The 24,834-nt window shown below is 52.4% G+C and carries 22 protein-coding genes and 1 pseudogene; 10 read left to right on the top strand and 13 right to left on the bottom strand.

All coding sequences use genetic code 11. From position 1 onward, the window contains the following. Positions 1–257: 257 nt before the first annotated feature. Positions 258–671 carry an alternative ribosome rescue aminoacyl-tRNA hydrolase ArfB gene (gene arfB / locus IE054_RS04235; RefSeq protein WP_189403843.1) on the bottom strand — a complete coding sequence of 138 codons (414 nt, stop codon included), beginning with the start codon at positions 669–671 and terminating at the stop codon, positions 258–260. A 113-nt stretch (positions 672–784) separates the two neighbouring features. On the opposite strand from arfB, the gene IE054_RS04230 reads away from it, so the two are divergent. Then, on the top strand, positions 785–1,747 hold the full coding sequence (locus tag IE054_RS04230; RefSeq protein ID WP_189403842.1) for an alpha/beta fold hydrolase: 963 nt from the start codon (positions 785–787) through the stop codon (positions 1,745–1,747). Between the two features lie 28 nt (positions 1,748–1,775). Here IE054_RS04230 and IE054_RS04225 read toward each other — a convergent pair whose 3' ends face one another. The 3 genes from IE054_RS04225 to IE054_RS04215 form a co-directional block, all read right to left on the bottom strand. Beyond that, positions 1,776–2,183 carry a hypothetical protein gene (locus tag IE054_RS04225; RefSeq protein ID WP_189403841.1) on the bottom strand — a complete coding sequence of 136 codons (408 nt, stop codon included), beginning with the start codon at positions 2,181–2,183 and terminating at the stop codon, positions 1,776–1,778. A 210-nt stretch (positions 2,184–2,393) separates the two neighbouring features. Then, positions 2,394–2,954, bottom strand: a complete 561-nt coding sequence (locus tag IE054_RS04220) for a CBS domain-containing protein (RefSeq protein ID WP_189403840.1) — start codon at positions 2,952–2,954, stop codon at positions 2,394–2,396. A 61-nt stretch (positions 2,955–3,015) separates the two neighbouring features. Beyond that, positions 3,016–3,306, bottom strand: a complete 291-nt coding sequence (locus tag IE054_RS04215) for a hypothetical protein (RefSeq protein WP_189403839.1) — start codon at positions 3,304–3,306, stop codon at positions 3,016–3,018. A 242-nt stretch (positions 3,307–3,548) separates the two neighbouring features. Here IE054_RS04215 and IE054_RS04210 point away from each other — a divergent pair, with 242 nt between their 5' ends. Both IE054_RS04210 and IE054_RS04205 read left to right on the top strand, forming a co-directional pair. Beyond that, positions 3,549–4,094: a cytochrome b gene (locus tag IE054_RS04210; protein WP_189403838.1), complete on the top strand. Its 546-nt coding sequence runs from the start codon at positions 3,549–3,551 to the stop codon at positions 4,092–4,094. 9 nt (positions 4,095–4,103) lie between these two features. Further along, the gene (locus IE054_RS04205; protein WP_189403837.1) at positions 4,104–4,670 is read left to right on the top strand and encodes a YceI family protein; all 567 of its coding nucleotides are present in this window, start codon (positions 4,104–4,106) and stop codon (positions 4,668–4,670) included. A 72-nt stretch (positions 4,671–4,742) separates the two neighbouring features. On the opposite strand, the gene IE054_RS04200 is transcribed toward IE054_RS04205, so the two are convergent. Both IE054_RS04200 and IE054_RS04195 read right to left on the bottom strand, forming a co-directional pair. Further along, positions 4,743–6,035, bottom strand: coding sequence for an NAD(P)/FAD-dependent oxidoreductase (locus IE054_RS04200; protein ID WP_189403836.1), 1,293 nt, complete (start codon positions 6,033–6,035; stop codon positions 4,743–4,745). Between the two features lie 108 nt (positions 6,036–6,143). Continuing rightward, the gene (locus tag IE054_RS04195; protein ID WP_189403835.1) at positions 6,144–8,219 is read right to left on the bottom strand and encodes a TonB-dependent receptor; all 2,076 of its coding nucleotides are present in this window, start codon (positions 8,217–8,219) and stop codon (positions 6,144–6,146) included. Positions 8,220–8,341: 122 nt separating this feature from the next. On the opposite strand from IE054_RS04195, the gene IE054_RS04190 reads away from it, so the two are divergent. Then, positions 8,342–8,785 (top strand): DUF2721 domain-containing protein, encoded by a 444-nt coding sequence (locus IE054_RS04190; protein ID WP_189403834.1) that lies wholly within the window; start codon positions 8,342–8,344, stop codon positions 8,783–8,785. 149 nt (positions 8,786–8,934) lie between these two features. After that, on the top strand, positions 8,935–9,819 hold the full coding sequence (locus IE054_RS04185; RefSeq protein WP_189403833.1) for a LysR family transcriptional regulator: 885 nt from the start codon (positions 8,935–8,937) through the stop codon (positions 9,817–9,819). A gap of 95 nt (positions 9,820–9,914) precedes the next feature. Here the strand turns inward: IE054_RS04185 and IE054_RS04180 are convergent, their stop codons facing one another. From IE054_RS04180 to IE054_RS04170, 3 genes are all read right to left on the bottom strand, one after another. Further along, the gene (locus tag IE054_RS04180; protein WP_189403832.1) at positions 9,915–10,994 is read right to left on the bottom strand and encodes a Gfo/Idh/MocA family protein; all 1,080 of its coding nucleotides are present in this window, start codon (positions 10,992–10,994) and stop codon (positions 9,915–9,917) included. A gap of 360 nt (positions 10,995–11,354) precedes the next feature. Then, positions 11,355–12,638 carry an OmpP1/FadL family transporter gene (locus IE054_RS04175; RefSeq protein ID WP_189403831.1) on the bottom strand — a complete coding sequence of 428 codons (1,284 nt, stop codon included), beginning with the start codon at positions 12,636–12,638 and terminating at the stop codon, positions 11,355–11,357. 234 nt (positions 12,639–12,872) lie between these two features. Continuing rightward, positions 12,873–13,976, bottom strand: a complete 1,104-nt coding sequence (locus IE054_RS04170) for a GGDEF domain-containing protein (protein WP_189403830.1) — start codon at positions 13,974–13,976, stop codon at positions 12,873–12,875. A gap of 161 nt (positions 13,977–14,137) precedes the next feature. Between IE054_RS04170 and IE054_RS04165 the strand changes: the two genes are divergently transcribed. Further along, on the top strand, positions 14,138–14,719 hold the full coding sequence (locus tag IE054_RS04165; RefSeq protein WP_189403829.1) for a flavodoxin family protein: 582 nt from the start codon (positions 14,138–14,140) through the stop codon (positions 14,717–14,719). 127 nt (positions 14,720–14,846) lie between these two features. Here the strand turns inward: IE054_RS04165 and IE054_RS04160 are convergent, their stop codons facing one another. Further along, positions 14,847–16,502 carry an acyl-CoA dehydrogenase family protein gene (locus tag IE054_RS04160; RefSeq protein ID WP_189403828.1) on the bottom strand — a complete coding sequence of 552 codons (1,656 nt, stop codon included), beginning with the start codon at positions 16,500–16,502 and terminating at the stop codon, positions 14,847–14,849. Between the two features lie 179 nt (positions 16,503–16,681). Here IE054_RS04160 and IE054_RS04155 point away from each other — a divergent pair, with 179 nt between their 5' ends. Both IE054_RS04155 and IE054_RS04150 read left to right on the top strand, forming a co-directional pair. Then, positions 16,682–16,933 carry a hypothetical protein gene (locus tag IE054_RS04155; protein ID WP_189403827.1) on the top strand — a complete coding sequence of 84 codons (252 nt, stop codon included), beginning with the start codon at positions 16,682–16,684 and terminating at the stop codon, positions 16,931–16,933. Positions 16,934–16,938: 5 nt separating this feature from the next. Then, a complete protein-coding gene (locus IE054_RS04150; RefSeq protein ID WP_189403826.1) occupies positions 16,939–18,039 on the top strand; it encodes a threonine aldolase family protein in 1,101 nt (366 codons plus the stop codon). Positions 18,040–18,103: 64 nt separating this feature from the next. Here IE054_RS04150 and IE054_RS04145 read toward each other — a convergent pair. Further along, a pseudogene (locus IE054_RS04145) lies at positions 18,104–18,391 on the bottom strand (alkaline phosphatase PhoX); the annotation flags it as partial. Positions 18,392–18,630: 239 nt separating this feature from the next. Continuing rightward, entirely contained in the window at positions 18,631–19,248 is a 618-nt protein-coding gene (locus tag IE054_RS04140; RefSeq protein ID WP_189403824.1) for a ZrgA family zinc uptake protein, read from the bottom strand. Positions 19,249–19,438: 190 nt separating this feature from the next. On the opposite strand from IE054_RS04140, the gene IE054_RS04135 reads away from it, so the two are divergent. Beyond that, a complete protein-coding gene (locus IE054_RS04135) occupies positions 19,439–21,913 on the top strand; it encodes a TonB-dependent receptor (RefSeq protein ID WP_189403823.1) in 2,475 nt (824 codons plus the stop codon). Positions 21,914–21,957: 44 nt separating this feature from the next. Then, complete coding sequence (locus tag IE054_RS04130) at positions 21,958–23,373, top strand: 5-methyltetrahydrofolate--homocysteine methyltransferase (RefSeq protein ID WP_189403822.1); 1,416 nt, start codon at positions 21,958–21,960, stop codon at positions 23,371–23,373. 295 nt (positions 23,374–23,668) lie between these two features. On the opposite strand, the gene IE054_RS04125 is transcribed toward IE054_RS04130, so the two are convergent. Beyond that, entirely contained in the window at positions 23,669–24,676 is a 1,008-nt protein-coding gene (locus IE054_RS04125) for a TauD/TfdA dioxygenase family protein (protein WP_189403821.1), read from the bottom strand. Between the last annotated feature and the right edge of the window lie 158 nt (positions 24,677–24,834).

Raw genomic sequence — 24,834 nt, 5'->3', positions numbered from 1 at the left:
ACGATTCCGTTCGTTGCCCAGAGGCGGTGGTCTGGGTGATGGTTTCAACTGGCTGTTGAATGCCTGGTGAGGCCGGCATGTTTGTCGCGATGACCAACAGGATCCCACAGAATAGCAGGCAGGGGATGAGGTTTTGATGAGACAAGGCTGAATTCCACTTTAATTTGACGTTAAACACGATATCAACAATCCATTGTTGGGTACCCTGGTACGCGTCTACGCGTGCGTAAGCGCGGTGGATCCTACTGGAGTGATACTTAAAAATCCACTTTCTTTCTGAGCGCTTTTGTCTGACTTTGTTTTTTCTTTGCCTCCTTTCGGCGCCGCCTGGCACCTTTCGGAACTCGGGTAGGTTTGCGCTTTTTCTGTGTTCGCGTGGCACCTGCTAACCATGCCTGTAAGCGCTCGATTGCATCTATGCGATTCTGCTCCTGGGTTCTGAAGCGCTGTGCTTTAAGAACAAAGGTTCCGTCATCTGTCAGACGGTTATCCTGGCGCGCCAGCAGGCGTTCTTTTAAGTGCTCAGGCAGTGATGAGGCGTGCACGTCAAAGCGAAGGTGAATGGCAGAGTTCACCTTATTAACATTTTGTCCGCCTGCCCCTTGTGCTCTGACCGCGTGCATCTCTACCTCGGCATCTGCAATATGAACAGACCGGGTAATGGTAATCATACTTATCCTAATTGTCCTTTTCTAAAATGTACTATGGCAATGACCGTAAATCAGTTCATTGACTATCGCTCCCAACGCCCGTAGCGTAACAAAAAACGCTGTGGATCCTTAGCATGGTCGCCGCCCTGATTATTCTTGTTACTGCTATTTTTTGTGTCGGGTTCCTTTATACCCGTTTTGTCGATCGCCAGTTAATTCGCAGTTACCCGGCCAGGGGTCAGTTAACGCCGGTTGCTGGCGGCGCTATCCACTGGTCCTGCGTGCAACCCGACACCACAGAGAATGCCAAGCCACCCCTTATTCTCATCCATGGTCTGGCTGGTAATCTGCACAATTTTGCGGCGCTGGAAAAAAGGCTCAGTGCCACATACACGGTCTACTGTGTCGACAGGCCCGGCAGCGGGCATGCTCAACGCCTTTTTGATACCGATTCCAGTTTTGAAGAGCAGTCACGCATGCTGGTTGAATGGATGGATAAGGAAAATATTCCGCCCGCCATAATTGTTGGTCATTCGATGGGAGGGGGGATCGCACTGAACATGGCGCTGCAGTTTCCTCACTATGTTGCCGGTCTGGCACTACTCTGCCCGCTGGCGGCGCCGCTTAATATTCGTGTATCAGGCTTTACCAGATGGGCGTTAAAGCGCGCCTGGGTAAGACTGTTTGCCGCTAAGTTTTTGCTCTCTACCTTTAGAAAACGCTATTCACAGCAACAGGTCAGCGCCATATTTGCCCCCGAACTACCTCATACGGGATTTGCCAGTGACTACGGTGGCGCGTTATCGATGCACTCGGCGTCCTTCTTCGCGGCCAGTAGCGATCTTGCCAGTGCCCAGCGAAGTCTTTACAGCCAGTACCAGCACTATCATGCCATTACCTGTCCGGTGGGGGTAATTTACGGAGATGGCGATCGAATATTATCGCACCGCCTTCATATGGGCCATATGCAGAAGTTGTTGCCAGAGGCACATTATGTATTGCTGGAAGGCAAGGGGCATATGCTTCCGATTACCGCTGTGGATGAGTGCACATCTTTAATCGCGCGGGTGAGCGACGAGGCTGCACAGAAAGCCTGAGAGGATCAGCACTATTATTGTGCGATACTTAGCTGACTTCCTGTCGTTGCACTCGTGACGCAGTGTCCTGCCGGTCATTTATCGGCACCACGTCAGCGCCGGTAAGAATTGCATATAAACGGGCAATGCCTTCCTGACTATCACAGATTGCTTTGGGTGTTGTATTGATCGCATCATGGTGATTATGAAACCAACTCCGCATCCGGTCTGAGTCGCCGGAAAAAACGGTAATCAATTGATAATAAAAGCGAATAAAGGCGAGTTGCACCGACGTTTGCGGACTGTCGCCAGGAAAGCCAACCAGCGCCGTCTGTTGCAATGCAGTATCACTGAGGCCCAGCATATGTGCTGCTTCTGCTGTATTTAGTCCCAGTTCCTCATACGCCCATGTGAAGGCTTTGGTCAGGACTGCCGGAGGGTAGGTGGCAGATTGCATGTTTCGCCCTGCATAATTAGTCAGTAACCGTTAGAGAGTACAAAGCGAAATTCGTTCCATAATGGCTAAAACTGTTATTTTTGCATGAATTAGCCGTTGCGCGTGACACAACCGGAATGCCGTTGAGGTATTTATATCAACAACACAGTCTACCAACATTACGCTGAGTGCAGTTTGGGGAGCATGCGGGCGCTTGCGCACCCGCTTGATTTACACCGCAATCACTTTACTCAGACGGGAAAATGAGGGTCGTTGCGAGATATCAATAGGCAGCTGTAGCTGCCTGGCAATATCACTGACACTCATCACCCCTCTGACCTCATGGTTATGCCGGTCCAGTACCAGACAGTGATGGCGCTGGTTATCTTTAAGGGTTTCCACAACGTCACCCACCGTCGAGCGGGTGAGTTCGTCAAAGTCGAATGCCATCAGCGAGGTCTTGGTACGCATAAAGTCACTGACTTTGAGGCTGTCGCGATCAAGTCCGGCCGAGACCTTTTGCATGATTTTCTGATCGTCAATATCATCTTTGCTCACAATACCGATAAACCGGCCCTGATGATCCATCACCAGCATCATTTTGACATGGGCCTGCATCATGATTTTTTCCAGTTTGGTCGCCGGGGCCTGCTCGTCAATAACATGAGGCATATGGTGTTTAAAGTCAGTAAATACTGACATTGCCGGAGAAAGCAGACTGACAGTACGTGACACTACCGGCCACGCCAGCTTGTCGATGGTTTCAGTTTTATACAGGGGTAAAGAATGCATAGAAATGCCTCCGTTGATTAATCATATTCAGCGCGCATAAGCGCAGTTTTTTTGAGATTAATCAGGCGTATGGAGGTGCTCTGATAGCATATTGTCCGGCGTGCTGGCTGTGCGTACACGCTACTATCGGCGAGGCAGCGCGCAGTGCATAGCCAGTGTACCTGGACAGATCCGCCGCGATGAGCGCATCATCGCTGTCACTGTCTCTATCTGCACAATCACGCTCGAAACCGTCACTCGCCACAACCAGTGTGGTATCAGCCCACTGATCGGATAAGGCACTAGACTCCCAGCTCGCAGCCGGAAGCGGCGAGAGCAATACGAATGTCAGTACCAGTAATAGCCAATTCATTTTTACTACCTCTTACCTGACTATAAGATGCAAACGCAGGAATTAAACATCAGCTGGACGATCAAATTGTGGCATTGACCGTGTTTTAACGCTCTTCACCCAAGTCAGCCTGATCTGGCGACTAACATTCGTTAAAATCGAATAACTTACTCGAATAGTTGTTCTGTCATGCCGGACACCATTCCTCTACGCTACCTATAAATACGTGTCCCATGGCCGGTCAGCTTAAACAGGAAAGCATCATGAAAGCACCGTTACGCTGGAACCTGAATATTATTGTCATTCACTGGCTGAGCGCATTCGTCGTTATTGGCATGTTTGCGTCAGGGCTGTGGATGGTCGATTTGACCTATTACAGTGACTGGTACAAAACTGCGCCGCACTGGCATAAGAGTGTGGGACTGTTGCTGGCTGCGGTTACCTTGCTGCGCGTGTCCGTGCGAGTTGGGAGTTCACGACCGCCTGAACACGGGGCAACCTGGGAAATATGGCTCGGCCGGCTGGGGCATCTGGCATTGTATGGGTTGCTGTTTACGCTGTTTGCGTCCGGTTACCTGATCTCAACTGCCGATGGGCGGGGTATAGAGATATTTAACTGGGTTACCGTGCCGGGTGCAGGCGCATTTATTGAACAGCAGGAAGATATCGCTGGCGAGGTGCATTTTTATGTTGCCTGGTCTTTGATCATTCTGGCCTCGCTGCATGCGCTGGCCGCGTTTAAACACCACTTTTTTAACCATGACCAAACCCTGAAGCAGATGTTGGGGTTCACTAGTTCGAAAAACTGAGGAGTTTCCATGAAAAAGCTGTTACTGGGCCTTACGGCTGCACTTGTTTTCTCTGGCGCCAATGCTGCAGATTACAAGATCGACACCAAAGGCGCACATGCGTCGATCAACTTCAAAATCCAGCATCTTGGGTATTCCTGGCTGACTGGCCGCTTCAATGATTTCAGCGGCACCTTCAGCTACGACGAAAATAATCCGGGCGCCTCGGATATCCGTGTCAGTATTGATACGGCGAGTGTCGACACCAACCATGCGGAGCGTGATAAGCATCTGCGTGGCGATGATTTTCTGGATGTAGAGAAATACCCGGAAGCGAAATTCGTCAGCACCGACATTAAAACGATGGCAGATGGCAACATGAAAGTAATGGGTGACTTTACTCTGCACGGCGTCACCAAGCCTATCACCATTGAAGCGAAAAAAATCGGCGAAGGTGAAGATCCCTGGGGTGGCTATCGTGCGGGTTTCTCCGGCACTACTAAGCTGGCACTGAAAGACTTTGGCATTGACTATGATTTGGGGCCTGCCTCACAACACGTCATGCTGTCGCTGCATATTGAAGGCGTGAAACAATAAAAAGTAAGAAGTAAAAAGTAAGAGTGTGACGGTCCGGGGCGCACTATCGCCCCGGGTCACATTCTGCCCAAATTAATGAAGTTTAAGTTTAAGGCTGACCGCATTTCCCACTTTGCGGCTTAAAATTTTAAACATGCCACGAATGTAACCATGCACAGCAAACTGATGCATGTTATACAGTGATTTATATACCAGACGTGCCAGACGCCCTTCAACAAACATGCTGGAGTTAGCCAGAGATCCCATCAGACTTCCAACTGTGCTGTATTTACTTAAGTGCACCAGTGAGCCGTAATCGCGATAAGTGAAGGCTTTTAACGGCTTGTCATTCAGCGCCCTGCGCAGGTTGTCATTGACGGTCTCTGCCATCTGATGCGCAGACTGCGCCCGCGGCGGAACCCATGAGCCATCGTCACGCTGCACGCCACAACAGTCGCCAATAACGAAAATTTCGTCGTTGCGGGTGCTTTGCAGTGTATCGCGCACCAGGATTTGATTAACCCTGTTGGTTTCAAATGCGCCCATATCTGCAAGCATCGGCGGCGCTTTCACCCCGGCTGCCCACACCATCAAATCAGCATCAAGGCGGCTGTCTTCGCCGGTGACAAAGCCCTGTTCGTCTGCTTCAACAACCTTACAGCCTTCTTTTACATCAATCGACAGCTTTGACAGTGCCTGCCTGGCAGAGGCTGCAATACGTTCAGGAAGAGCAGGCAGGATACGTTCGCCAGCTTCCAGAATCGTCACCTTAAGTCGCTGTGCCGACATTTTTGGCATGCCATAGGCGCGCGCAAGGTTGGCAATATGGTGCAGTTGTGCCGCAAGCTCCGTTCCGGTTGCGCCGCCACCCACAATTGCCACATGCAACTCTGCTTTGTCATTTTCTGACGCATTAACCTTCAGCAGCTGATTGATGAGTGCCCGGTGAAACTTTTCTGCTTCGGCAAGCGAGTCAAGCATATAGCAATAGTCGCTAACGCCGGGCGTGCCAAAATCATTGCTGACACTGCCTACCGCCAGTACCAGGTAGTCGTAATCAAGCTGACGGCTTGGCAGAATAACCTCACCATTATCATCAATCAGTGCATCCAGTGTTATCTGGCGACGCTCGGTGTCGATATCGCTCATATTGCCCAACTGGAACTCATAGCCATTCATGCTGGCATGCATGCCGTATTCGACACCATCTGAGTGCTTATCAATAACGCCTGCTGCCACTTCATGCAACAGGGGCTTCCAGATATGGGTGCGGCAGCGATCCACCAGCGTAACCTGCACAGCGTCTGATTTTCCAAAGTGCCGACTCAAATGAGAAACCAGCTCCAGCCCGCCGGCACCGCCTCCGACAACAATAATACGTTTCATACAAGGGTCCGTTTAAATAAGTACAGATAAGTCATAAGCCTCGGGCCCATGACTTATCTCTGCTTACCTAATCAGGACGCGGGCAGCGTACTGCCCGCCACTGCTATTCTACCACTGATAATTCAGGCTCATCATCACATGCCGGGGCATGCCAGGAAAATAGCGCGCCCCGCCAAACTGCGTAAAGTCAGCCCGTTCCGCGTAATTGATGTCTGCAATATTAAGGATCCGGGCGCTTAATTCCAGTGCTGGCGTGAGCTGCGTTTTACCACGCAAATGCAAAACATCATGCCCTTCATACTCATGCAGATTTTCCGGATCAGTGTAGTAAGAGCCGACATGCTGCCATTCCAGTTCCAGCCGGCTTTGATCACTGAGATTCCAGCCCAGACGCGTGTTAGTCAGGGTGCGAGGCGCTGAATCAATATCGTTTCCTTGCAGTGATGTTTCACCCTCAGCAGGCGTATGTCTGTAGGTATGTCTGGCGTAGGACGCCGCCATACGAATATCAAACGCAGGACTGAACTGATACTGCCAGGTTAATTCTACGCCCTCGTGGCGGGATTCACCGTTACTGACGTTAAAAAAATTAGCGTCACGGTAAATGAAGTTGTCTTTGTCCATGCGATACAGCGACAGGACCACACGACCCGCCGGCACTGCGGCACGAAGTCCGGTTTCGGCACTGCGAATAGTGACTTCGTCCAGCTCTGCTACCTGCTGTTCACGCTGCAGCCGGTAAAGCTCGGTGGCCTGTGGCGCGCGGTACCCGGCAGACAGGTTCGCGTAAAGCTGTACATCCGGTGACCACTGGTAGGTAACCCCCAGCTTCGGGCTTACATTAGTAAAGTTATCCACCCGGTCACCCGGGCGGGCATAACGACAGCCGCCCATACCGCAAGGCGTACCGTCGTCGCGGGTACGACCGGTCAGCATATTGTTGGTGTAGTCGTAGCGCATATCTTCATAGCGCGCGCCAATACTGACCCGCCACTTTTGCTGCTGCCATACCAGCGATACAAAAGGCGCCAGTAACCTGGCATCTACGTCATAATCATAGTGATCGCCTGCCGGAATGGTTTCCTGCAAAAACGCTGAACCTTCGGTAGGATCCTCCTGAAACTGTGTCAGACTGCCCTGTGTATACTCTGCATCTACGCCGGTGCGTAACAGCCAGTTATCACCCAGTGGTGCCGTATACAGGCTTTGAAATCCAACGCCCTGTTGTGCATTGGTTTCCAGTGGTGTGCCGGGTAGAAAGTGCATAAAAAAGTCCATTTCCTGATCGCGGGCATAAGGTGTCAGCGTCAGCACCCGCTCCTGGCCCAGATCGATACGCAACTTTGACCATACGCGAAGCGCTCTGGCACGGCGAAAGGCGTCAGGATTTTCGTTTTGCTGCGCCCGGTCGTCATCTTTATATGCATCCTGACCGGTAATGTAGCCCGCTGTCTGCTGATCCAGATTGGTATAGGTTAAACCACTGGTAACCTGCACCTGCCCGGCGTCGAGGCGATGGCGCACATTGACCTTTTCCTGATCGACCCGCTCACCGTCACGGTAGCCGCTGTCCCGGGTTATACTGGCATTAACGCCTAAGCCACCGTCGCCCCAGTCGACACCGTTACGCAGTTTGAAGCGGGTATAACCATATGAACCATAATCCATACCCAGTAGGCCAGGGCCTTGCGTGGTATCCGGTGTAATCACATTGATCACACCATGCACGGCATTAGAGCCATACAGCGCCGATCCTGGTCCTTTCAGCACCTCAATACGCTGCGCCATTTCTGCATGCGCTTCAAACAATTCGTTGATATTACAAAATCCGGCGGCACGCAGCGGTATCCCGTCTTCAGCAGTGAGCAGCCCGCCACAGGCGCCAGCGCCGGTGAATACCTGAGATCGGATGGCTGGCAGATATTCCTGCCCGTTGCCACGCTGAACACCAACCCCGGCGATAAACTTCAGCACTTCTTCGATATGTTCAGGTGACGTCATCTTCAGACTTTCACTGTCCACACTGGCCACCACAAAGGGCAGGCTGGAAGTAGGATCGGGTTGCCGGGTGGCGGTGGTGACGATACGTTCAACCGGCTCGCTGGCAGGTTCGTCTTGAGCGCTTGCTGTTCCATGCGTGCAGCTAAGCAATATTGCGGGCAGTAGACTCTTTGGTGATAGCATTAATTCCACTTCATCGATTATTGGTGTTGATGCGTATATATTGTGAGAAGATACAATACATTAGTTACTGACGCGCGTCAGACATAGATTGCAACGACACAACTATTTAGGGTATTGCCACAGTGGACACGCTTATCCCCAGCCTGTCACAGCTTATTGAATTTGCCGTCGCGCCGGTCTTTTTACTGGCCGGAATTGCGGGTTTTCTGAATGTTATGTCAGTCAGACTGGGGCGTATCACTGACCGGGTACGAGAATCTGAGGAATGTATTCAGACCTATACCGACCCTCAGCTCATTGACCGCACAAAACGTGAGATTCTGGTGTTGTGGCGGCGGGTAAAAGTGATCAACCGGGCAATTGCTCTGTGTGTCGCGGCCGGACTGATGGTTTGTACCGTCATCATGGCCCTGTTTGCCGGGTCGTTATGGGCCATTGATTTGAAAGTACCGGTGATCGTTCTGTTTATTCTGGCCATGTGTTTTCTTATCAGTGCGTTGCTGATGTTCTTAGTCGAAATAAAACTGGCCACACAGGCGATCAGGATCGTTCGCACAATCCGTTAGCTCGTCTTATACCTTCCTTGCGGTCAATACTGTTCTGATTTTTGCCAGAGAAGGCGGTTTGTCGCCGATTTGAGACAAACGTGCTTTCAATTATGCTGCTATGCGGCAATGATAGGGAAGATTCGAACAAGGAAGGATTTCCCACGCCAATGAATATGAAGCTTTTCCGCTCACTGCAGGTTTTTGTAAACGTGGCAGATACAGGTAGCATGAGTGTCACAGCCCGTTCACTGGGCATGACGGTATCCGCTATTAGCCAGCAGCTGCGCAAGCTGGAACAGGACATTGGCCTGAGTCTGTTTAACCGGAATACCCGAAGTCTGAGCCTGACTGAAGCCGGTCGTATCTATTACCAGACCAGTAAAAATTTGCTGTCGGAAGCACAAAAAGCCCAGCATCGTATTGAACAAATGCAACTGTCGCCGACCGGGAAACTCAATATTGTCGCCCCGGAAGGGTTTGGTGGCGGCTTGCTGAGTAAGCCTTTGCAGAAGCTAACGACGGATTTTCCTAAGTTATCCTTATCGCTGACGCTGACCGATGAGCCGGTTAATATTATCGACTCTGGCGCCGATGTGGTGCTGGGCTTTAAACCCATGTCAGACAATCACTTTGTGTCGCTTCATCTGGCTACCTGGAAGCGTATTTTATGTGTGCCGGCGAGTCACGCACTGGCAAAGCACCCGCCACAGGACCCATCAGAGCTGGCAGAATACTGCCACATTGCCCACAACAAAATCGACGACTACACCCTGACAAAACCAGACAACGAAGATCAGCCTCTGCACTCTGCCCGGGTCGACGTCAACTCCATGCAAACACTGATACAGCTTACCCGGGATGGTGTGGGTTACGCCGTATTGCCGGAGCCGGAAATCCGCCATGTCATTGAGTCAGGCGAGATGGTGCAATTACTGGAAGACTGGCAACTGCCTGATTACACCGTGTTTGCGATTACCCCGCGCCATAACGAAACCCCGGTGAAAATACGCTCCGCCGTCGATTGCCTCAAGGACTGGTTTGCTACTTTTTAGTCCTCAGTATGGTACGTCGGTATTCACGTATACACCGTCGTGCCAGACGCACGGGTAACGTTAAAATCGCCGATGCGTCATTGTTCATACCGTCTCTACACGGCGACCTGTTTCCCGCTTTTGGCCGCTGCAAAAATTTTCGATACCAGATGAATGTCTCGCAGACCTTCTTCAGGACTCACCAGTGACGGTCCACGGCCCATAATCGCCAGTGCATCATTGTCCATTTGCAGGGTTTGCTGCATGCCTCTTATGGCCGGGAAGCGTCGATCATCACTGGTGCGCCCGGCCACACCAGAGTAAGACTGCATAGGCTTTAGCGCATACCAGCCATCGTCGCAGGTGACTTTAAGCCGGTTAAAGCCGCGTACCACACTGGTACCGCAGTCCGCGATGAGGCCATCACCAAAATCCAGCGAGAACAGGGTGGTCTCATCAACATGCCGGAAGATATCGGGGTGCGATTTCTCGAACGTTGCGGTAACCGACACCGGTTCCCGCTGTGTGACGAAGCGTGCGCCATTAATTGCATAGACGCCCATATCATAGAGTGCGCCGCCCCCCATTTCCGGACGCATCCGCCAGTTGTCGGCCGGTAATCCGTTACCTGCGTAGCCAGCGAAGCTCTGAAGTGACTGCATAGGCCCGTAGGGTCGCGTTGACGCGTAGCCTGCAAAACGACGCGTATTGGGTTCGTGCAACATACGGTAGCCAATGGACAGCCTAACCCGGTTCGCCTCGCATGCATCAATAATTTGCTGGCATTCGCCGGTATCCATGGCCATGGGCTTTTCACACCACACATGTTTACCCGTTTGCGCCGCATTGACAGCAAACCGCCTGTGCGTGGCCGTCGGCGTAACCACATAGACCACATCGATATCCGGATTATCTGCCAGCGACGACATGCTGTCATAGGTATACACATTCGCATCTGCAATACCGTACTTCTTCTGCCAGCGGGGGATCTTCTCAGGGCTGCCAGTAATGATGCCGCGTAATTCACAGTGTCGGGTATGGGTTAATGCGGGTGCCAGCAGGTTAGACGCATAATTGCCCAGGCCCAGCAGTGCCACACCCAGCTTTTTATCATTACGCGCCGCCAGTGGCAGGGCAGGCAGCGCCATTGACGCCGCCAGTCCTTTTAGCAGCCTTCGCCGGGTAATTGTGTTCATTGTCTGTCACGCCATGTCGGGATGGATTGTTTGGTTTTTACGCAGTCATGCACAACAGGATCGCGTCAAAAATGCACACTTACCTTTTTACTTTCTTTCAGTCTGGTGGACCCGCCCTTATCGGCAACGCACTATCGCGAAAATATGTCTGTCATGATTGTGGCTGTCCAGGAGGCGCTGTGAGAACTGAAAACAGCAAAGTCGCATTCACATTTTCAGTGAGTATAAAAAGTATGGGTGTCCAGTATTGATTAGTGGTGAAGCGGGAGAACGGAGAAGGGAGAAAAACGCAGGAGATGTGTGATCGCAGCGTGTACGGTTATAGCGCCTGCCCCGACTGAGGCAGGCACCACTGCCAGCTTAGAAACTGACGTTATACTGCACGCTCAGCAGGTGTGCATTCGCGTGTTCGGTGGCGGTAAGTGTGCTTACCACAGGGCCTACTGCGCGCTGCTGATTCACATTCGCTTCGCGGCCTTTAATATAACCATACGCCATGTCAACTGAGGAACTGTCGTTAAGCGTGTAGGTTGCGCCTACCGTCAGCCAGTGGCGGTCAGTATCGGGAATACTCAGTGAACGGTGGGCATACGATACAGCACCTTCATCATAGGCATACCCGGCACGCAGAGTGAGCGTGTCACTGTACAGATAAGTTGCACCCAGGCTTAGTCGCCAGGTATTTTCGAAGTCTTCACGTTTAATTGGCAGCACACTACCGTCATCAAGCGTGGCTTCCAGTTTCTCAAAAGCGCTCCATTGCGTGTGAACCGCACTTGCCTGCACAGACCAGGTCTGGTTTATACGGTGATCGACGGCAAGTTCAGTGATGGCCGCCAGATCAAGGGCCAGCTCGCCGCCCTGGTTTAATGCCGGAGACAGTTGTGACTCGATGTCGCCCGACAGATCCAGTTCCGTTTCAGCACGATAGCTCAGCGCCAGGGTAGTATCAGCAGTAGCCTGCCAGAACGCGCCGACATTCCAGCCATAGCCCCAGTCGTCCCCTTCCAGTTTCAGAATAGTCGCGTTACCGGGGATCAGGTTGCCGGATAATGGACCAATCGCCTGTGGTGTAGACGTGCTGATTTCCGCTTCTGCGTAAGTCGCACTCAGGCCAAATCCAAGACTCAGTGTGTCGGTCACTTTGTAGGCCAGGGCCGGGTTCACACTCATTGTCACAACTTCTGCTGTATCGGCAAAATGCAGCGCGTTGTAGTCATCGCTGTAGTCTGTCGACAGGCCGTAGTTGGCGAACAGCCCCACGCCCAGTGATAATTTGTCGTTCACAGGTGTGGTATAAAACGCCGATGGGATAAGTGCCGCGTCGGCGATGTCATCTTCGCTGGCATCCAGGGTAGCGGTCTGACCACCCAGGTTTGCGTCTACCTCACCGTCAATATCGATATTGGGGTTAATGTAATTTGCAGAAACACTGACCTGAGACGTGTCAAATACTGAAATTGCGGCTGGGTTAGTTGCCAGTACAGAGGCGTTTTCAGGCTTGGCAGCCTGACCTGCAAATGCCCGGCCCAGTCCGTTAGCACTGTGTTCATTGACCTGAAAACCGGCGGCGATTGCCTGAGAAGATGTGGCTGATGCCAGTGCGATGCACACCGAAGCCCGAAGAATCGAAAACTGCTTCATAAAAATTCTGCCATTGTGTTCGTTGAAATCTGAAAAAAACGAATGTCAGTAAAGAAACAAACTGGCCTGCGACTACGCATGCACGTTGTCTCCTTCACAGGGCAAACCAAAAAGAAACGCGTTGTTTACCCGACGGGCGCGCATTCTACGGGAAGGGTTAAGGGTTGTTCAATGCAGGTAAACGACATTTACGCCTTTTTATCGCTATTTTTACAACTATAGCGGCAAGATTGGTTAATTTTCCTGCATCTTGTCAGAATTTATACAACTTATAACATACTGTCCTTTGCCAGCATCTTTGGCATGATACAGATTTTCGTCGGCATATTTTATCAATTCGCTGAGTGTGTGATCGTTGGCTGAATCACACACCGTGACACCGATTGAACATTGCACATACGATGAACTGGCGCCTTTTGCATGGGTCAGATTTTTCGATTTCCATATCGCGAGGAGATCATCACATCTGGCCGCCATTTCCTTCTCAGAAAGGCCGCTAACGACCACCATAAACTCTTCGCCGCCGTAGCGCCCAACGATGTCCGTTTTGCGCTGAAACACATCGTTGAGGATCGTGGCCTGCAGTGTGAGCGCATTGTCGCCTTCCTGGTGACCGAACTCATCATTGTACTTTTTAAAATCATCCATATCTGCCATCAATACAGCGATTTTAAGTTTTTCACGCTGACACAATGACATAAGCTGCTCACTCTCTTCCATCAGCGCCCGCCGGTTTAGCAAACCAGTCAGTTCATCCCGGCTGCTGAGCACGATAAGCTTGGCATTAACCTCACGAAGCAAATGCATCATCGAGTCGAGTCGGTACTTGGCATACACCCCAATAAACAACGAGCCGACCACAAAGGCAGCAGAAATCAGGACCCTGTCACCGTAAGCCGGTGCAAACACCATCAGCGCCAGAAAGCCCACCATGTTTATCAGTGCAGCCACCAGCGCATAGCGATAGGGGATGCCAAGGGCAAAAATACAGTAAAACGCATAAAGAATGGTGCCTTCATAGGGAAAGCTGTAGCCGTGCATACTCCAGCTGGTGTGAATAAGCCAGTAATTGGAATACGTCAGTGCAATCAGCAACGCAGTAAAGATCCAGTGTTTGAATGCGTGAAAACGGGGATGGAACGACAGCAGCAGCGTGACAAGCACAACGGGCAGCTGCACCAGTAGCCGGTTCACCAGATAAAAGCTGTGCATCTGGTGCGGCAGCAGGATGAGATCGGCCCAGACAAACAGGCAAACCAGCGCCGCGCCAATCAACAGCGCATATCTCAGTCTGGTTAATTCCCGTTTTGGTGTGCCTACGTAGGGCTTATCACGCATACTGGTATTCACTCCTTCCTACACTGGAGTTCTGATGCACTTTCACTATTTTCCACTGAAAAATTAATCACCCTGTTAACGGGTATAACCATTAATCATGTGAGCGTCAATGCATGCAGGTACGTATAAGGACATACGCTTATAACTTTTCGGAGTTCACCATGATTAATTTTGCGGTACTTTTTCACAGCGGTTACGGCCACACCAAACGGCTGGCCAGGACCATTTATGAAACAGCCGTTGCAGAGGACGGCGTACATGCCAACCTCATCGAAATCAACGACGAGGGTGAGATATCGGAAACTGCCTGGGCAACACTGGATGATGCCGATCTTATCCTGTTTGGCTCGCCTACTTACATGGGCATGGCCTCGTGGCAGTTTAAAAAGTTCGCCGACGCCTCCAGTAAGCGCTGGTTTGAAGATAAATGGAAAGACAAGCTTGCCGCGGGTTTTACTAACTCCGGGTCAATGAATGGCGACAAGCATTCCACACTTCACTACTTCATTACACTGGCCATGCAACACGGCATGCTGTGGACGGGTCTTGGTATGAAGGCCGCCAACGAAAAGGATGCAGAGCGCAATGACACCAACTACCTGGGCGCGTTTGCCGGCCTGATGGCGCAATCGCCCGTCGATGCAGATCCCGAAGAAGCGCCACCGAAAGGGGATCTGGATACCGCAACGGCATTTACTTACCGTTTGATCGAGGTTGCTAGCCGCTGGAAAAACGTCAAATAATAACCCGAAACACCTGACTATTTGCGGTCGCTGTTACCGCCCGCTCTGAACAGCGACCGCCGTGACCTGAGACGTGCGCCATTTTCGTCAGGGCCGTAAATACGTATCAGGCCGCATTCCGGCCACACTACTCTGCCTTTGGCATGGCGCGCTGAACAATGGCCAGCGCATCGATGTCCTGCGGCAAGGTGCCATACTGATGAAACTGTTGTTTCCCTAACCGGGTGCGGATAAACGCATCGGCTATCCACTCTTCACCATAATTCAGCAGGGTTGCGGCCTGCCAGCAAAGCGCAAGCTGTTCCATGACTTGTCGGGCGCGCACCGGTAGTGAGGCGGTATCTTCCATCATCTCCAGCACGTGGCTAAGCGCACGGGCATACTGTGCATGTTTGTCTTTAGCTGAGGACAGCTCCGCAATAAGCGCGTCCAGCGTGTCCGGCTCTTTTTGCAGTACCCGCAGCAAATCCAGACACTGCACGTTACCCGAACCTTCCCATATGGCATTGACCGGGGCTTCCCGGTATAAGCGGCAAACCACGTTTTCCTCAACATACCCCACTCCGCCAATGCACTCCATAGCCTCGTAAGTGTGCTGTATGGCCCGCTTACAGATCCAGTACTTGCCAATGGCGGTGGCGCTTCGCACCAGCGCCGCTTCATCAGGATTGGCTTTGTTATCCAGTGCATGCGACATACGCAGGCTGATGGCCAGCGCCGCTTCCGCCTCCAGTGCCAGGTCGGCCAGCACATTGACCATCAACGGCTGCTCATGCAAGTTTTTGCCAAACACATTACGCCCTGCTGTATGCCAGATAGCCTCTTTGGCAGCCTGTGCCATTAGTGCCGATGAACCCAGCATGCAGTCATAGCGGGTCAGCGCCACCATTTGAATAATGGTGGCGACACCCCGGCCTTCTTCACCCAGCAGCCAGCCATGCGCACCGCGAAATTCAATTTCCGAACTGGCATTCGACTTGTTCCCCAGCTTATTTTTCAGTCGCTGAATATGAATGGGATTTTTGCTGCCATCATCACGCCAGCGCGGCACCAAAAAGCAGGATAGCTGCCCATTCGTCTGCGCCAGTACCAGAAAACCGTCACACATGGGTGCACTGCAGAACCACTTATGGCCGACCAGGCTGTACAGCTTGCCAGGGCCGGCCTCATCAACCGGCGTTGCCGTGGTGGCGTTGGCGCGCACATCGCTGCCGCCCTGCTTCTCGGTCATGGCCATACCAATAGTTACGCCGGCTTTTTCAAACCAGGGAATATTGCGCCCGTCATACTCGCTGCTGAGCACCTTGGGCAGCCACTTTTCTGCCACGTCAGGCTGCACAGAAATAGCAGGCACGCTGGCAAAGGTCATGGTTAGCGGGCAGCCTGAGCCTGGATCAGCGTGAGTATGAAGATATGCCAGCGCACCGCGCACCACATGCGTACCGGGGAATTCTTCCCGCCATGGCAGGCTGGTGTGCTGAAATTTAATCGCGTGCTTCATCAGTGCATGATAGTCAGGATGATAATTTACCTGATCGATGCGGTGACCGAAGCGGTCGTGTGACTGAAATTCGGGCAGGTGTTTATTGGCCTCGAACCCGGCCGCCAGTAATGGTCCGCCGACACTTTCGCCAAAACGGCTTAGCTGTTCATCGCCCCAGCCACCACCAAACTTGTTCACCCAGTACTGCAAAATCGTATCGGCGTCATACGCGTTATAATTTTCCAGCGGTGCGGGCTGATTAACAACCTCATGGGTGTCGGCGGGGGTATCCGGGCTCATAGCAGTATCACCATATTGCGTTGTCTTGTCTTTATCACTGTAACATGCTTTTCACATCGGACCAGCAGCGCTAACGGAAGGCGTCGGCACCTGTCAGCTTAGAGGCCTGGCACTGCAAAGGCTGAATGCGTAGTCTTTTTTTATTACTATAGTGCAAACGCTATGAATCACTGGGAGTTATGGCCAAGCCAAATAAGAAAGGACCGGTGCGCACCGTGCAGATTTCCTGTCAGCAATGCAAAACGCCTATCTTCAAGTATCGCAAAGGCGGCAAAGGCGCGCTGGTAAAATGCTTTATCGAGCGTATTGTAGAAGACTACACCTCGACGCCCTGCCATTGTCCGGGATGCGGGCAGGAATTTGCCCGGCAAACAATGATCCGCGGCACACCCGCCTATAAGATGATAGGCGGAAAAGTACACATGAAGTAACGCCAATGAGCCTGATTTCACCCGACCTGCAGACCCGCTTTGCGCAGTTGCAACAGATCGCAAACGCGATTATTCACCGCCATGCGCAGCCTGATATGGCGACGGAGCTTAAGCTTCTCAGTCAGTCAGTGTCAGCCGATGAATGCCGTGACAGTTATGGCAAAGGCGGCATCATCGCCGACTTCGAGGCGCAGCTTGCCGACCTTTTTGCCAAGCCTGCCAGTGCCTTTTTACCTACAGGCACGCTGGCACAATGTGCAGCCTTAAAGCATCACAGTAGTACAACCGGTAAGCAGGGCGTTGCGCTGCATCCGACCTCACACCTTTTGCTGCATGAGCATATGGCCGTTGAAACACTATGGGGGCTGACCGCAACACCAATGGGCTCTGGCAGTCAGGTACTCAGCGCAGTAGATGTAACAGCGCTGGACGCCGATGGGCTTGGCGCGGTGGTGATTGAAACGCCTATGCGCGAAATTGGTGGCGCGATGCCGACCTGGCAGGCACTGTGCGATATTCGCACCTGGTGTGACCAACACAATGTGAAGCTCCACCTTGATGGTGCCCGGATCTGGCAGGCCAGGCATTTTTATCAGCGTTCTCTGGCAAACATTGCGGCACTGTTTGACAGTGTCTATGTGAGTTTTTACAAAGATCTGGGCGGCATTTTCGGGGCTGGCCTGCTAGCCGACACCACCGCCATCGAGCAAGCCCGCATATGGTCACGCCGTGCAGGCGGTAACCCCATTACCCTGTATCCCGAGGTACTGGCGGCACGACGCGGTCTGGCAACGTTTCTGCCGCAAACAGACAGGTTTGTCAGATATAGCATGGCACTGGCTCAGGCACTGGTTCACGCCCCGGTGACCCTGTTGCCGGCCAGCCCGCAGGCGGCCATGTTCCATGTACGTATCGACATGGACCCCCAATCACTGGCTGAACACATTGTGGCTTATGCAGCGCAATCGCAGGTGATCCCGCTGCCTCTGCCGAGAAGCGGTGACAGCGCACACAGCATGTGTGAAATCAGTGTGGGCGATCAGGCCTTAACCCGGCCTCCGGCATTCTGGGCAGCGCATATCACGGCCTGCCTGACCATGAAATAAGCGCCCGTGAGCCGGTCCCGGCCGATGTTGTGAATAGTGCTACAGCGTTTCATCATGCAAAGCGTTACGCACCAGACCAAGGCCCAGTAACCGCCAGTGTCATTGCTGGCGAGTAGAGATTGACGAACATCGTCGAACCGTCCGGAGAAAAAAACACGCCCGCCGGCTCGGTCTGCAGATACACCCGCGCAAGATCATAGGTTGCCCCTTCGGGCGTAACCCCTTTCAGATGGTTGTTTACTGCGTCCGTGTACTGATCTTCACACACCACCAGGTGGCCATTGGGGGCGATACACAGGTTATCACCGTAGTTAAACGTGGCTGGCTCCTCACTTTCCAGAAACAGACTCAATGCCGATACCACCAGGCCATGATTAAACTGTCTGCGTGTGATCATACTGTCCTGCCTAATTATAAAATGAGTTGATATTAAGCGACGCTGTCAGTCCGGTAGCACTCTGTGTTTTGACGATAACGACGAATGCAGCGCACTTTTGTAAGCTTCAAATGCCGGAATCGCCGAGGTGACAATTGCACTAAAGATTATCACGGCCACCACGACCCAGGTTTCCTGCGTCAGCAGATTCGCATTTAAAAAGAGGCCATAATGCGAGGCCAGCCAGTCACTGCAGGGCGCAGGTCACGTGCGCCCTGAGCTTTATCGGTTACCCATTGTGCCTGAATAACGTTTAGCGATGGCATAGACTCGAACAGCACGGCCCTGATGGCTGACACCTCATCATCACAGTGAAACTGGTAGTGCGCGTTCACATCGCGATGACCGTGCGATTCATGGATGTGGTGGTCTTCATTTTCCTGCGCATGATGATGCCGCTCATCGTGCCCATGCTTATCAGCCTCGTGTTCATGGTGATGACTATCACCGTGATCTACGTGACTATCGTTCACTTCAGCCGCTAACGAGTGAGAAACATTTTGCAAAGCACATTGTCCGTCTATTTCGACAATGTTCGCATTGCGCTCAAGGCGCATGGCGAGGTCTTTCAACACCTTTTTTTCAGCTGTGGTTTGCGCCGTGTGCTCAAAGCCCAGTGCATCTGCTACGGGGATACTCAGCTCGAGGTGCAATACGTTGCCCTCCTGTGCAATCAGTAGCTTAGCCTGTCCGTGCACATGGGCCTGTGCGCGCAACTGCCAGGAGAGAGTCACCGCAGATACGATTAACGCTGTTGTGAAGAATATTTTCATGTCAGTTACCAGGCCTTTGAGCAAGATGTACATAGCACCGCAGTGACAAAGCCTGATACCACTGCATCATTGCTATCGCACCACCTAAACGCACCCCAAACTTATGGCCGCATTTCGTTGATTTTGCTTTTGATACAATATAACATCTCTCCAACAAAATGAAACAGTATAACATTTCGTGGAGTCTTGGATGCACAAAATAACGAAAGTCGCCGCCCTGGTAGGCGCGCTGTTACCTGCCAGTGTCATGGCGCAACATATTGAAGGGGTGGTACTGAACAATAAAGGTAAGGCCGTTGTTGGTGCCAAGGTCGAAGTGGAAGGTGTAGGCCGCCAGACCAAAACAGACGAACAGGGACGCTTTGCATTTAACGATCTGTCCGCAGGTAAAGCGGAACTGCATATATCAGCATCCGGCTTTGCTCACCTGCATAAAGACATCACCATTGCCGAAGGTGATACCCGCCAAATGACACTCACGCTTGAGCGTACCCCGATTGAAGTCATTGACGTACTGGCCACGCCCGTACACATGTCTTCGATGGAGTCGGCGTCACCGGTAAGCGTGCTTGGTGGTGAATCGCTGCGCCGGGAACAGTCTGCGTCGCTCGGTGATAGCCTCGAATCAGTGACCGGTGTGCATACCAATTTCCATGGCAAAGTGGCCAGTACGCCCATTATCCGGGGCTTAAGCGGACCGCGGGTGCTGATCGCCCAGAATGGCCTGGATGTGAGTGATGTCTCCCGTGTAGGGCCTGACCACTCGGTGGCGTCTGAAGCCTCAACCGCGCAGCAAATCGAAGTATTACGTGGACCAGCGACCCTTTTTTATGGCAGTGGCGCAGTTGGCGGTGTCGTGAACGTGGTCGACGGACGCGTGCCAACCGACAGTACAACGCGCGGTGAATGGCTGCTGGAAACCAATTCCGTGGATAACCAGAAGCTCGGCTCGTTCAATGCGACCACCGGCACCGAATCTTTTGCCTTTTATGCCGACGGCTACTGGCGTGAGTCCGATGATTATGACGTTCCCGTCGCCCCAGAGGTTGATCACGATGAACATGACGGTGATCACGAAAACACCGTAGCAAACAGCGCGGAAGAATCTAACGGCCTGACCGTTGGCGCAAGTTACCTGTTCGATAAAGGCTACATTGGTGTGGCGGTCGAACAGTTTAACCGTGAATACGGCATTCCGGGCCACTCGCACGGTGACGAAGAAGATCATGATGACGGTCATGATCACGAAGGCGAACATGAGGAAGAGGCGCACGAAGAGGATGTCTATGCCGATCTGGATCAAACCCGGGTACAGATTCAGGGACAATTTAATGTGAACAATGGCTGGCTGAATCAGATTCAGCTTCGTGGTGGTTTTACCGAGTATGAACACGCGGAAATTGAACATGGTGCAGTGGGTACTATGTTTGAAAACGAAACTCAGGAACTGCGCCTGGACTTTATTCACGCCCCGATAGCCGACTGGAATGGGGCAGTTAGCTTTCATTATAAAAACAGTGATGTAGAGGCTCAGGGCTCGGAAGCCTTCACGCCACCGTCTAAGTCAGAGACGCTTGCGGTTGCGCTGATTGAAGAAAAGCACTTCGGTGATGTGCTGGTGCAGCTTGGCGCACGGGTTGAGCGTGTCACCATGGAAGCGAACAATGTACAGCTGCCGTCGATTGACGCGCACGCCCATGGTGAAGAAGAGCACGATGAAGAAGCACATGACCATGATCACGGCCATGAAGACAGTGGTGTAACTCGCGTGTTCACTGCCGATCATGAGTTTACCCCCGTTACACTGTCAGCCGGCCTGGTGTGGGATTTCACGCCTGGCTACAACATTGGCCTGTCAGTGTCGCGGTCTGAGCGTGCACCGTCTGCCTCTGAACTTTTCTCTTTTGGGCCGCATATCGGCACCGGCACTTTTGAAGTTGGTGCGCTGTTTGCGCAACATCAGGAAGGTGGCGAAACTCATTTTGAGCTGACCGAAGAGACCATCGATCTGGAAACCGCCAACAACATTGACCTGACATTCCGAAAAACGCAGGGCGACGTGAGTTTTGTGCTCAACGCGTTCTACAACCAGGTCGACAATTACTACTACCAGACGGCGACCGGTTTGTTTGCCGGTGATGGCCACAATCATGGTGATGAACATGATCACGGCAGCGCACACAGCGACGAAGGAACGGAAGATCATTCCGGTGAGTTACCGGTGTACCTTTTTCAGACTGAAGAGGTGATTCTGCACGGCTTTGAGGCGCAGGTTGCCTGGCAGATGACCGACACCTTTAAAACCACGGTATTTTCTGACTATGTGCGCGCCCGTCTGAAAGACGGTGGCGATCTGCCCAGAACGCCGCCACTGCGATTTGGTACGCAGCTGAGTTATCAGAGCACCCATATCAGCGCCCACCTGGATATTACCCGCTACCAGGAACAGGACCGTATTGCGCCTGAAGAAACCGCCACTGACGGTTACACCATGGTCGATGCCAGCGTGTCCTACAACCTGACCGCACTGAACCAGGATATCGCGCTATACCTGAAAGGCAGCAACCTGACCGACACCGAAGCGCGGGTTCATACCTCGTTTTTAAAAGACATTGCGCCACGCCCGGGCCGCAGCTTCGCTGTGGGTATCAGGGGTTATTTCTAAGTTAAGTAAATAAATAATTGCTAAGAGTTAATAAGGAACACACTATGACCAATTCATTTCAGCTGAAACTGCTTGCGGCGGCAATCGGTACCCTGCTTCTGACTGGCTGTGGCGATGCCGAAACCACTATTGTTGAACAGGATCCGATTGAGACACCAGATGATGACCATGACCACGATGATGATCATGATCATGACGACGATGACCATGATGACGGTGACTTCATTATTGAGTCTTTGGGTCGCCTAGCAGTGCTTTCAGGTGACAGCCCAAGCCTGTCTGTCATCGACCTGGATGATGGCGAAGCGCTGGATGCCTTCTCACTGACTAACGAGTCAAATGCACTGTCGGCCTCACCAGGCTTTCGTTACGCAGTTATCACCAGCCGTAGCCAGGACAGCGTAAGCTTTGTTGATGGCGGTTTATGGCGTGAAGATCATGTTGAACACCTGCATGATTACGAAGAAGCGCCGATGATGAGCGACTATACACTGACCGGTAGCCGTCCTACACACGTGGACAGCCATGAAGGCCATATGGCGGTGTTCTTCGACGGTAATGCGGATGCCGGTCTGCCTGCAGAAGTACAGGTAGTAACGGATAATGACATTACCAGTGAGTCAGACGCTGTTCCCACGGTGAACTACACCGTGAACATGCACGGCGTGGCGAAGCCGCGCGGCGAACATCTGCTGGCAACGGTGCGTCGTGATGATGCCGAAAGCACATCAACCAATAAAGTCCTGCCAGACCAGATAGGCGTGTATCACCTGCACGACGGCGAATACGAACAGGAACAGGTTCTGGAAGTAGCTTGCCCGGACTTACACGGCGCCGCGCAAAACCATGAATTTGTGGCGTTTGGCTGCAGCGATGGTGTGCTGGTAGCGCACGAGCACGACGATGAGTACGAAGCAGAAAAGATTGCCAATATTGATGCAGTAGGTGATATGCGCATTGGTACGCTGTATGGGCATGAAGGCAGTGAAACCTTTATTGGCGTAGCGTCTGGTCATGGCGGCGGCGCGGCAGTACTGGTCAGCGTGAATCCGGAAGAAAACGAAATGGAAGCGCTGGAATGGCAACCAGAAGAAGGGGCTGACCCTGTCTCATATGCGTTCTCTCATGAAGGTGATCACTTTCTGGTACTGGACAGCGCCGGTCACTTAAATGTGCTCAGTGCCCACGAGCACGACGGCCACATGCACTGGGAACTTGAAGGCCAGCTTGAGATTACCGAGCAGGACGTGTCTGCGATGCCAGAAGGCATGAGCTTCAGCATGACCGTGGCGCAAAACGGCCACTACGTGTACGTTGCCGATCCGATTGCGCAGCATGTACTGCAAATCGACGTGGAAGACATGGAGATCACATCCGATATGGAACTGGACTTTGCCCCTGACAGCATTACCTGGTTAGGTATTGCCGAAGAAGCAGAACACGATCACGACCACGACTAAGGTTAGTCCCTGGACTTGTGCTTTCCCGAAAGGTTTACGCAGGTTCGTTATACTTTATAGCCCGGTAGCGCCGGGCTTTTTTATCTCGCTTGCAGGACGTAGCGTATAATCACTAAGCTCACTTTCAGATAACGCGTGATATTTCACCTGACGCATTACGTCACTTTCTACCTTTTGAAAAATAGCAGACGTTGAAGCGCTGCTTGCCGTAAAAGGAACAGGTGTGTCTTATACAGCGTGTCTTAACAGCATACGCTTGTGATATAAACGCGGCGCGGTCACGCGAAACTGGCACTTAATTTTGCATAGGAATGTCTTTTTGCCAGCGAAAGCCCACCCCGCCGCCATGCCATACGCCATTGGCAGACGGATTCGGTCCGTGAATATCCACATGCACCGGTAAATCATTGCGCGGCCTGAGCAAATCGGTGCCGCACACGGTACTGCGATGCATAATTCTTAAGCCTTGCTGCTCGACGGGCAGATGCGCCTGAGGCGCGGCGCGGTGGGCCATGGTGAGGTTATCGATAAACACGCAGTCGCCTTCCTGATACTCATAATTTATCGCATACCCCTGCTCAAACCCGTCATCCAGCAGCGCATTGTATTGCCGGCATAACTCGGTGAGCTCCTCGGCCTCGAGTAACCGAAACCCATCCTCTGCGTCCTGCTTTTCCAGCACCGCACCAGTCATTCCCAGATGCAGCCATACGCACTCCTGCCCGGTTACTGGATGGGTGTGTACCAGCGGGTGTATGACACCACTGTTGGAATTTACCGAGGCCAGCCGCCGCCAGTATTGCTTTGTCGGCTCTGGCAACGCATTAAAGGCCGCGCCCTGATGGGCAAAACAGGTACCACCGCCGCGCTCCGCCGGGCGGATAATGTGGTAGCCCGAATGCGAAAACGTCTCAGGAATAAAACTGCCGTCGTTATGCCACTGCGGCCCGACACCGGGAATACCTATTTTCGGATCGTTAGAAAGCCTGAAAATATCGCGGTTCATGTTCGGCGTTGCCGGGTGCACACCATGGGTACTGTGAATTTGTTTACCGCCCCACCAGCAACTGGCGGTGATAAACTGCTCGGGCGTCAGATCCTGCTGCTGTTTGAACACAATAAATCCCCGACGCGCCATCTCTTGTTCCAGCGCGGCAATGACCGCCGGTGCAGGGCGAGTGGCGCTAAGATCGAGGCCGGACACTTCGGCGCCCACAGGATCAAGTGGCGCAATCCGGGCACCCGCCTCTTGAATAAGGCTAACGTTCGAGTCGGTTAAGGGTGGTAGTTGTGATGAAGGCATCGTATCCTCCCCCAAACAGATGAATGTACGCGCACCGTATCATTTCAGTCTGGTCGAAAAATAGCTTTGATGCCACTCCGTGACATCAAAACAGGACAAGCGTCGTGAAGAGTCTTATCAGACCGTCGCAACAGCCTACTTCTGTTGGCGCCTACCAA

Source organism: Alteromonas halophila, assembly GCF_014651815.1.
In the GTDB taxonomy this organism is placed as follows: domain Bacteria; phylum Pseudomonadota; class Gammaproteobacteria; order Enterobacterales; family Alteromonadaceae; genus Alteromonas; species Alteromonas halophila.
The sequence above is the reverse complement of the archived record's forward strand: the minus strand, read 5'-3'. Positions and strand labels throughout refer to the sequence as shown.

Excerpts from the sequence above, each read along its gene's own strand:
- arfB (WP_189403843.1), bottom strand. The coding sequence starts at position 671 with ATGATTACCATTACCCGGTCTGTTCATATTGCAGATGCCGAGGTAGAG.
- IE054_RS04230 (WP_189403842.1), top strand. The coding sequence starts at position 785 with ATGGTCGCCGCCCTGATTATTCTTGTTACTGCTATTTTTTGTGTCGGG.
- IE054_RS04225 (WP_189403841.1), bottom strand. The coding sequence starts at position 2,183 with ATGCAATCTGCCACCTACCCTCCGGCAGTCCTGACCAAAGCCTTCACA.
- IE054_RS04220 (WP_189403840.1), bottom strand. The coding sequence starts at position 2,954 with ATGCATTCTTTACCCCTGTATAAAACTGAAACCATCGACAAGCTGGCG.
- IE054_RS04215 (WP_189403839.1), bottom strand. The coding sequence starts at position 3,306 with ATGAATTGGCTATTACTGGTACTGACATTCGTATTGCTCTCGCCGCTT.
- IE054_RS04210 (WP_189403838.1), top strand. The coding sequence starts at position 3,549 with ATGAAAGCACCGTTACGCTGGAACCTGAATATTATTGTCATTCACTGG.
- IE054_RS04205 (WP_189403837.1), top strand. The coding sequence starts at position 4,104 with ATGAAAAAGCTGTTACTGGGCCTTACGGCTGCACTTGTTTTCTCTGGC.
- IE054_RS04200 (WP_189403836.1), bottom strand. The coding sequence starts at position 6,035 with ATGAAACGTATTATTGTTGTCGGAGGCGGTGCCGGCGGGCTGGAGCTG.
- IE054_RS04195 (WP_189403835.1), bottom strand. The coding sequence starts at position 8,219 with ATGCTATCACCAAAGAGTCTACTGCCCGCAATATTGCTTAGCTGCACG.
- IE054_RS04185 (WP_189403833.1), top strand. The coding sequence starts at position 8,935 with ATGAATATGAAGCTTTTCCGCTCACTGCAGGTTTTTGTAAACGTGGCA.
- IE054_RS04180 (WP_189403832.1), bottom strand. The coding sequence starts at position 10,994 with ATGAACACAATTACCCGGCGAAGGCTGCTAAAAGGACTGGCGGCGTCA.
- IE054_RS04175 (WP_189403831.1), bottom strand. The coding sequence starts at position 12,638 with ATGAAGCAGTTTTCGATTCTTCGGGCTTCGGTGTGCATCGCACTGGCA.
- IE054_RS04170 (WP_189403830.1), bottom strand. The coding sequence starts at position 13,976 with ATGCGTGATAAGCCCTACGTAGGCACACCAAAACGGGAATTAACCAGA.
- IE054_RS04165 (WP_189403829.1), top strand. The coding sequence starts at position 14,138 with ATGATTAATTTTGCGGTACTTTTTCACAGCGGTTACGGCCACACCAAA.
- IE054_RS04160 (WP_189403828.1), bottom strand. The coding sequence starts at position 16,502 with ATGAGCCCGGATACCCCCGCCGACACCCATGAGGTTGTTAATCAGCCC.
- IE054_RS04155 (WP_189403827.1), top strand. The coding sequence starts at position 16,682 with ATGGCCAAGCCAAATAAGAAAGGACCGGTGCGCACCGTGCAGATTTCC.
- IE054_RS04150 (WP_189403826.1), top strand. The coding sequence starts at position 16,939 with ATGAGCCTGATTTCACCCGACCTGCAGACCCGCTTTGCGCAGTTGCAA.
- IE054_RS04140 (WP_189403824.1), bottom strand. The coding sequence starts at position 19,248 with ATGAAAATATTCTTCACAACAGCGTTAATCGTATCTGCGGTGACTCTC.
- IE054_RS04135 (WP_189403823.1), top strand. The coding sequence starts at position 19,439 with ATGCACAAAATAACGAAAGTCGCCGCCCTGGTAGGCGCGCTGTTACCT.
- IE054_RS04130 (WP_189403822.1), top strand. The coding sequence starts at position 21,958 with ATGACCAATTCATTTCAGCTGAAACTGCTTGCGGCGGCAATCGGTACC.
- IE054_RS04125 (WP_189403821.1), bottom strand. The coding sequence starts at position 24,676 with ATGCCTTCATCACAACTACCACCCTTAACCGACTCGAACGTTAGCCTT.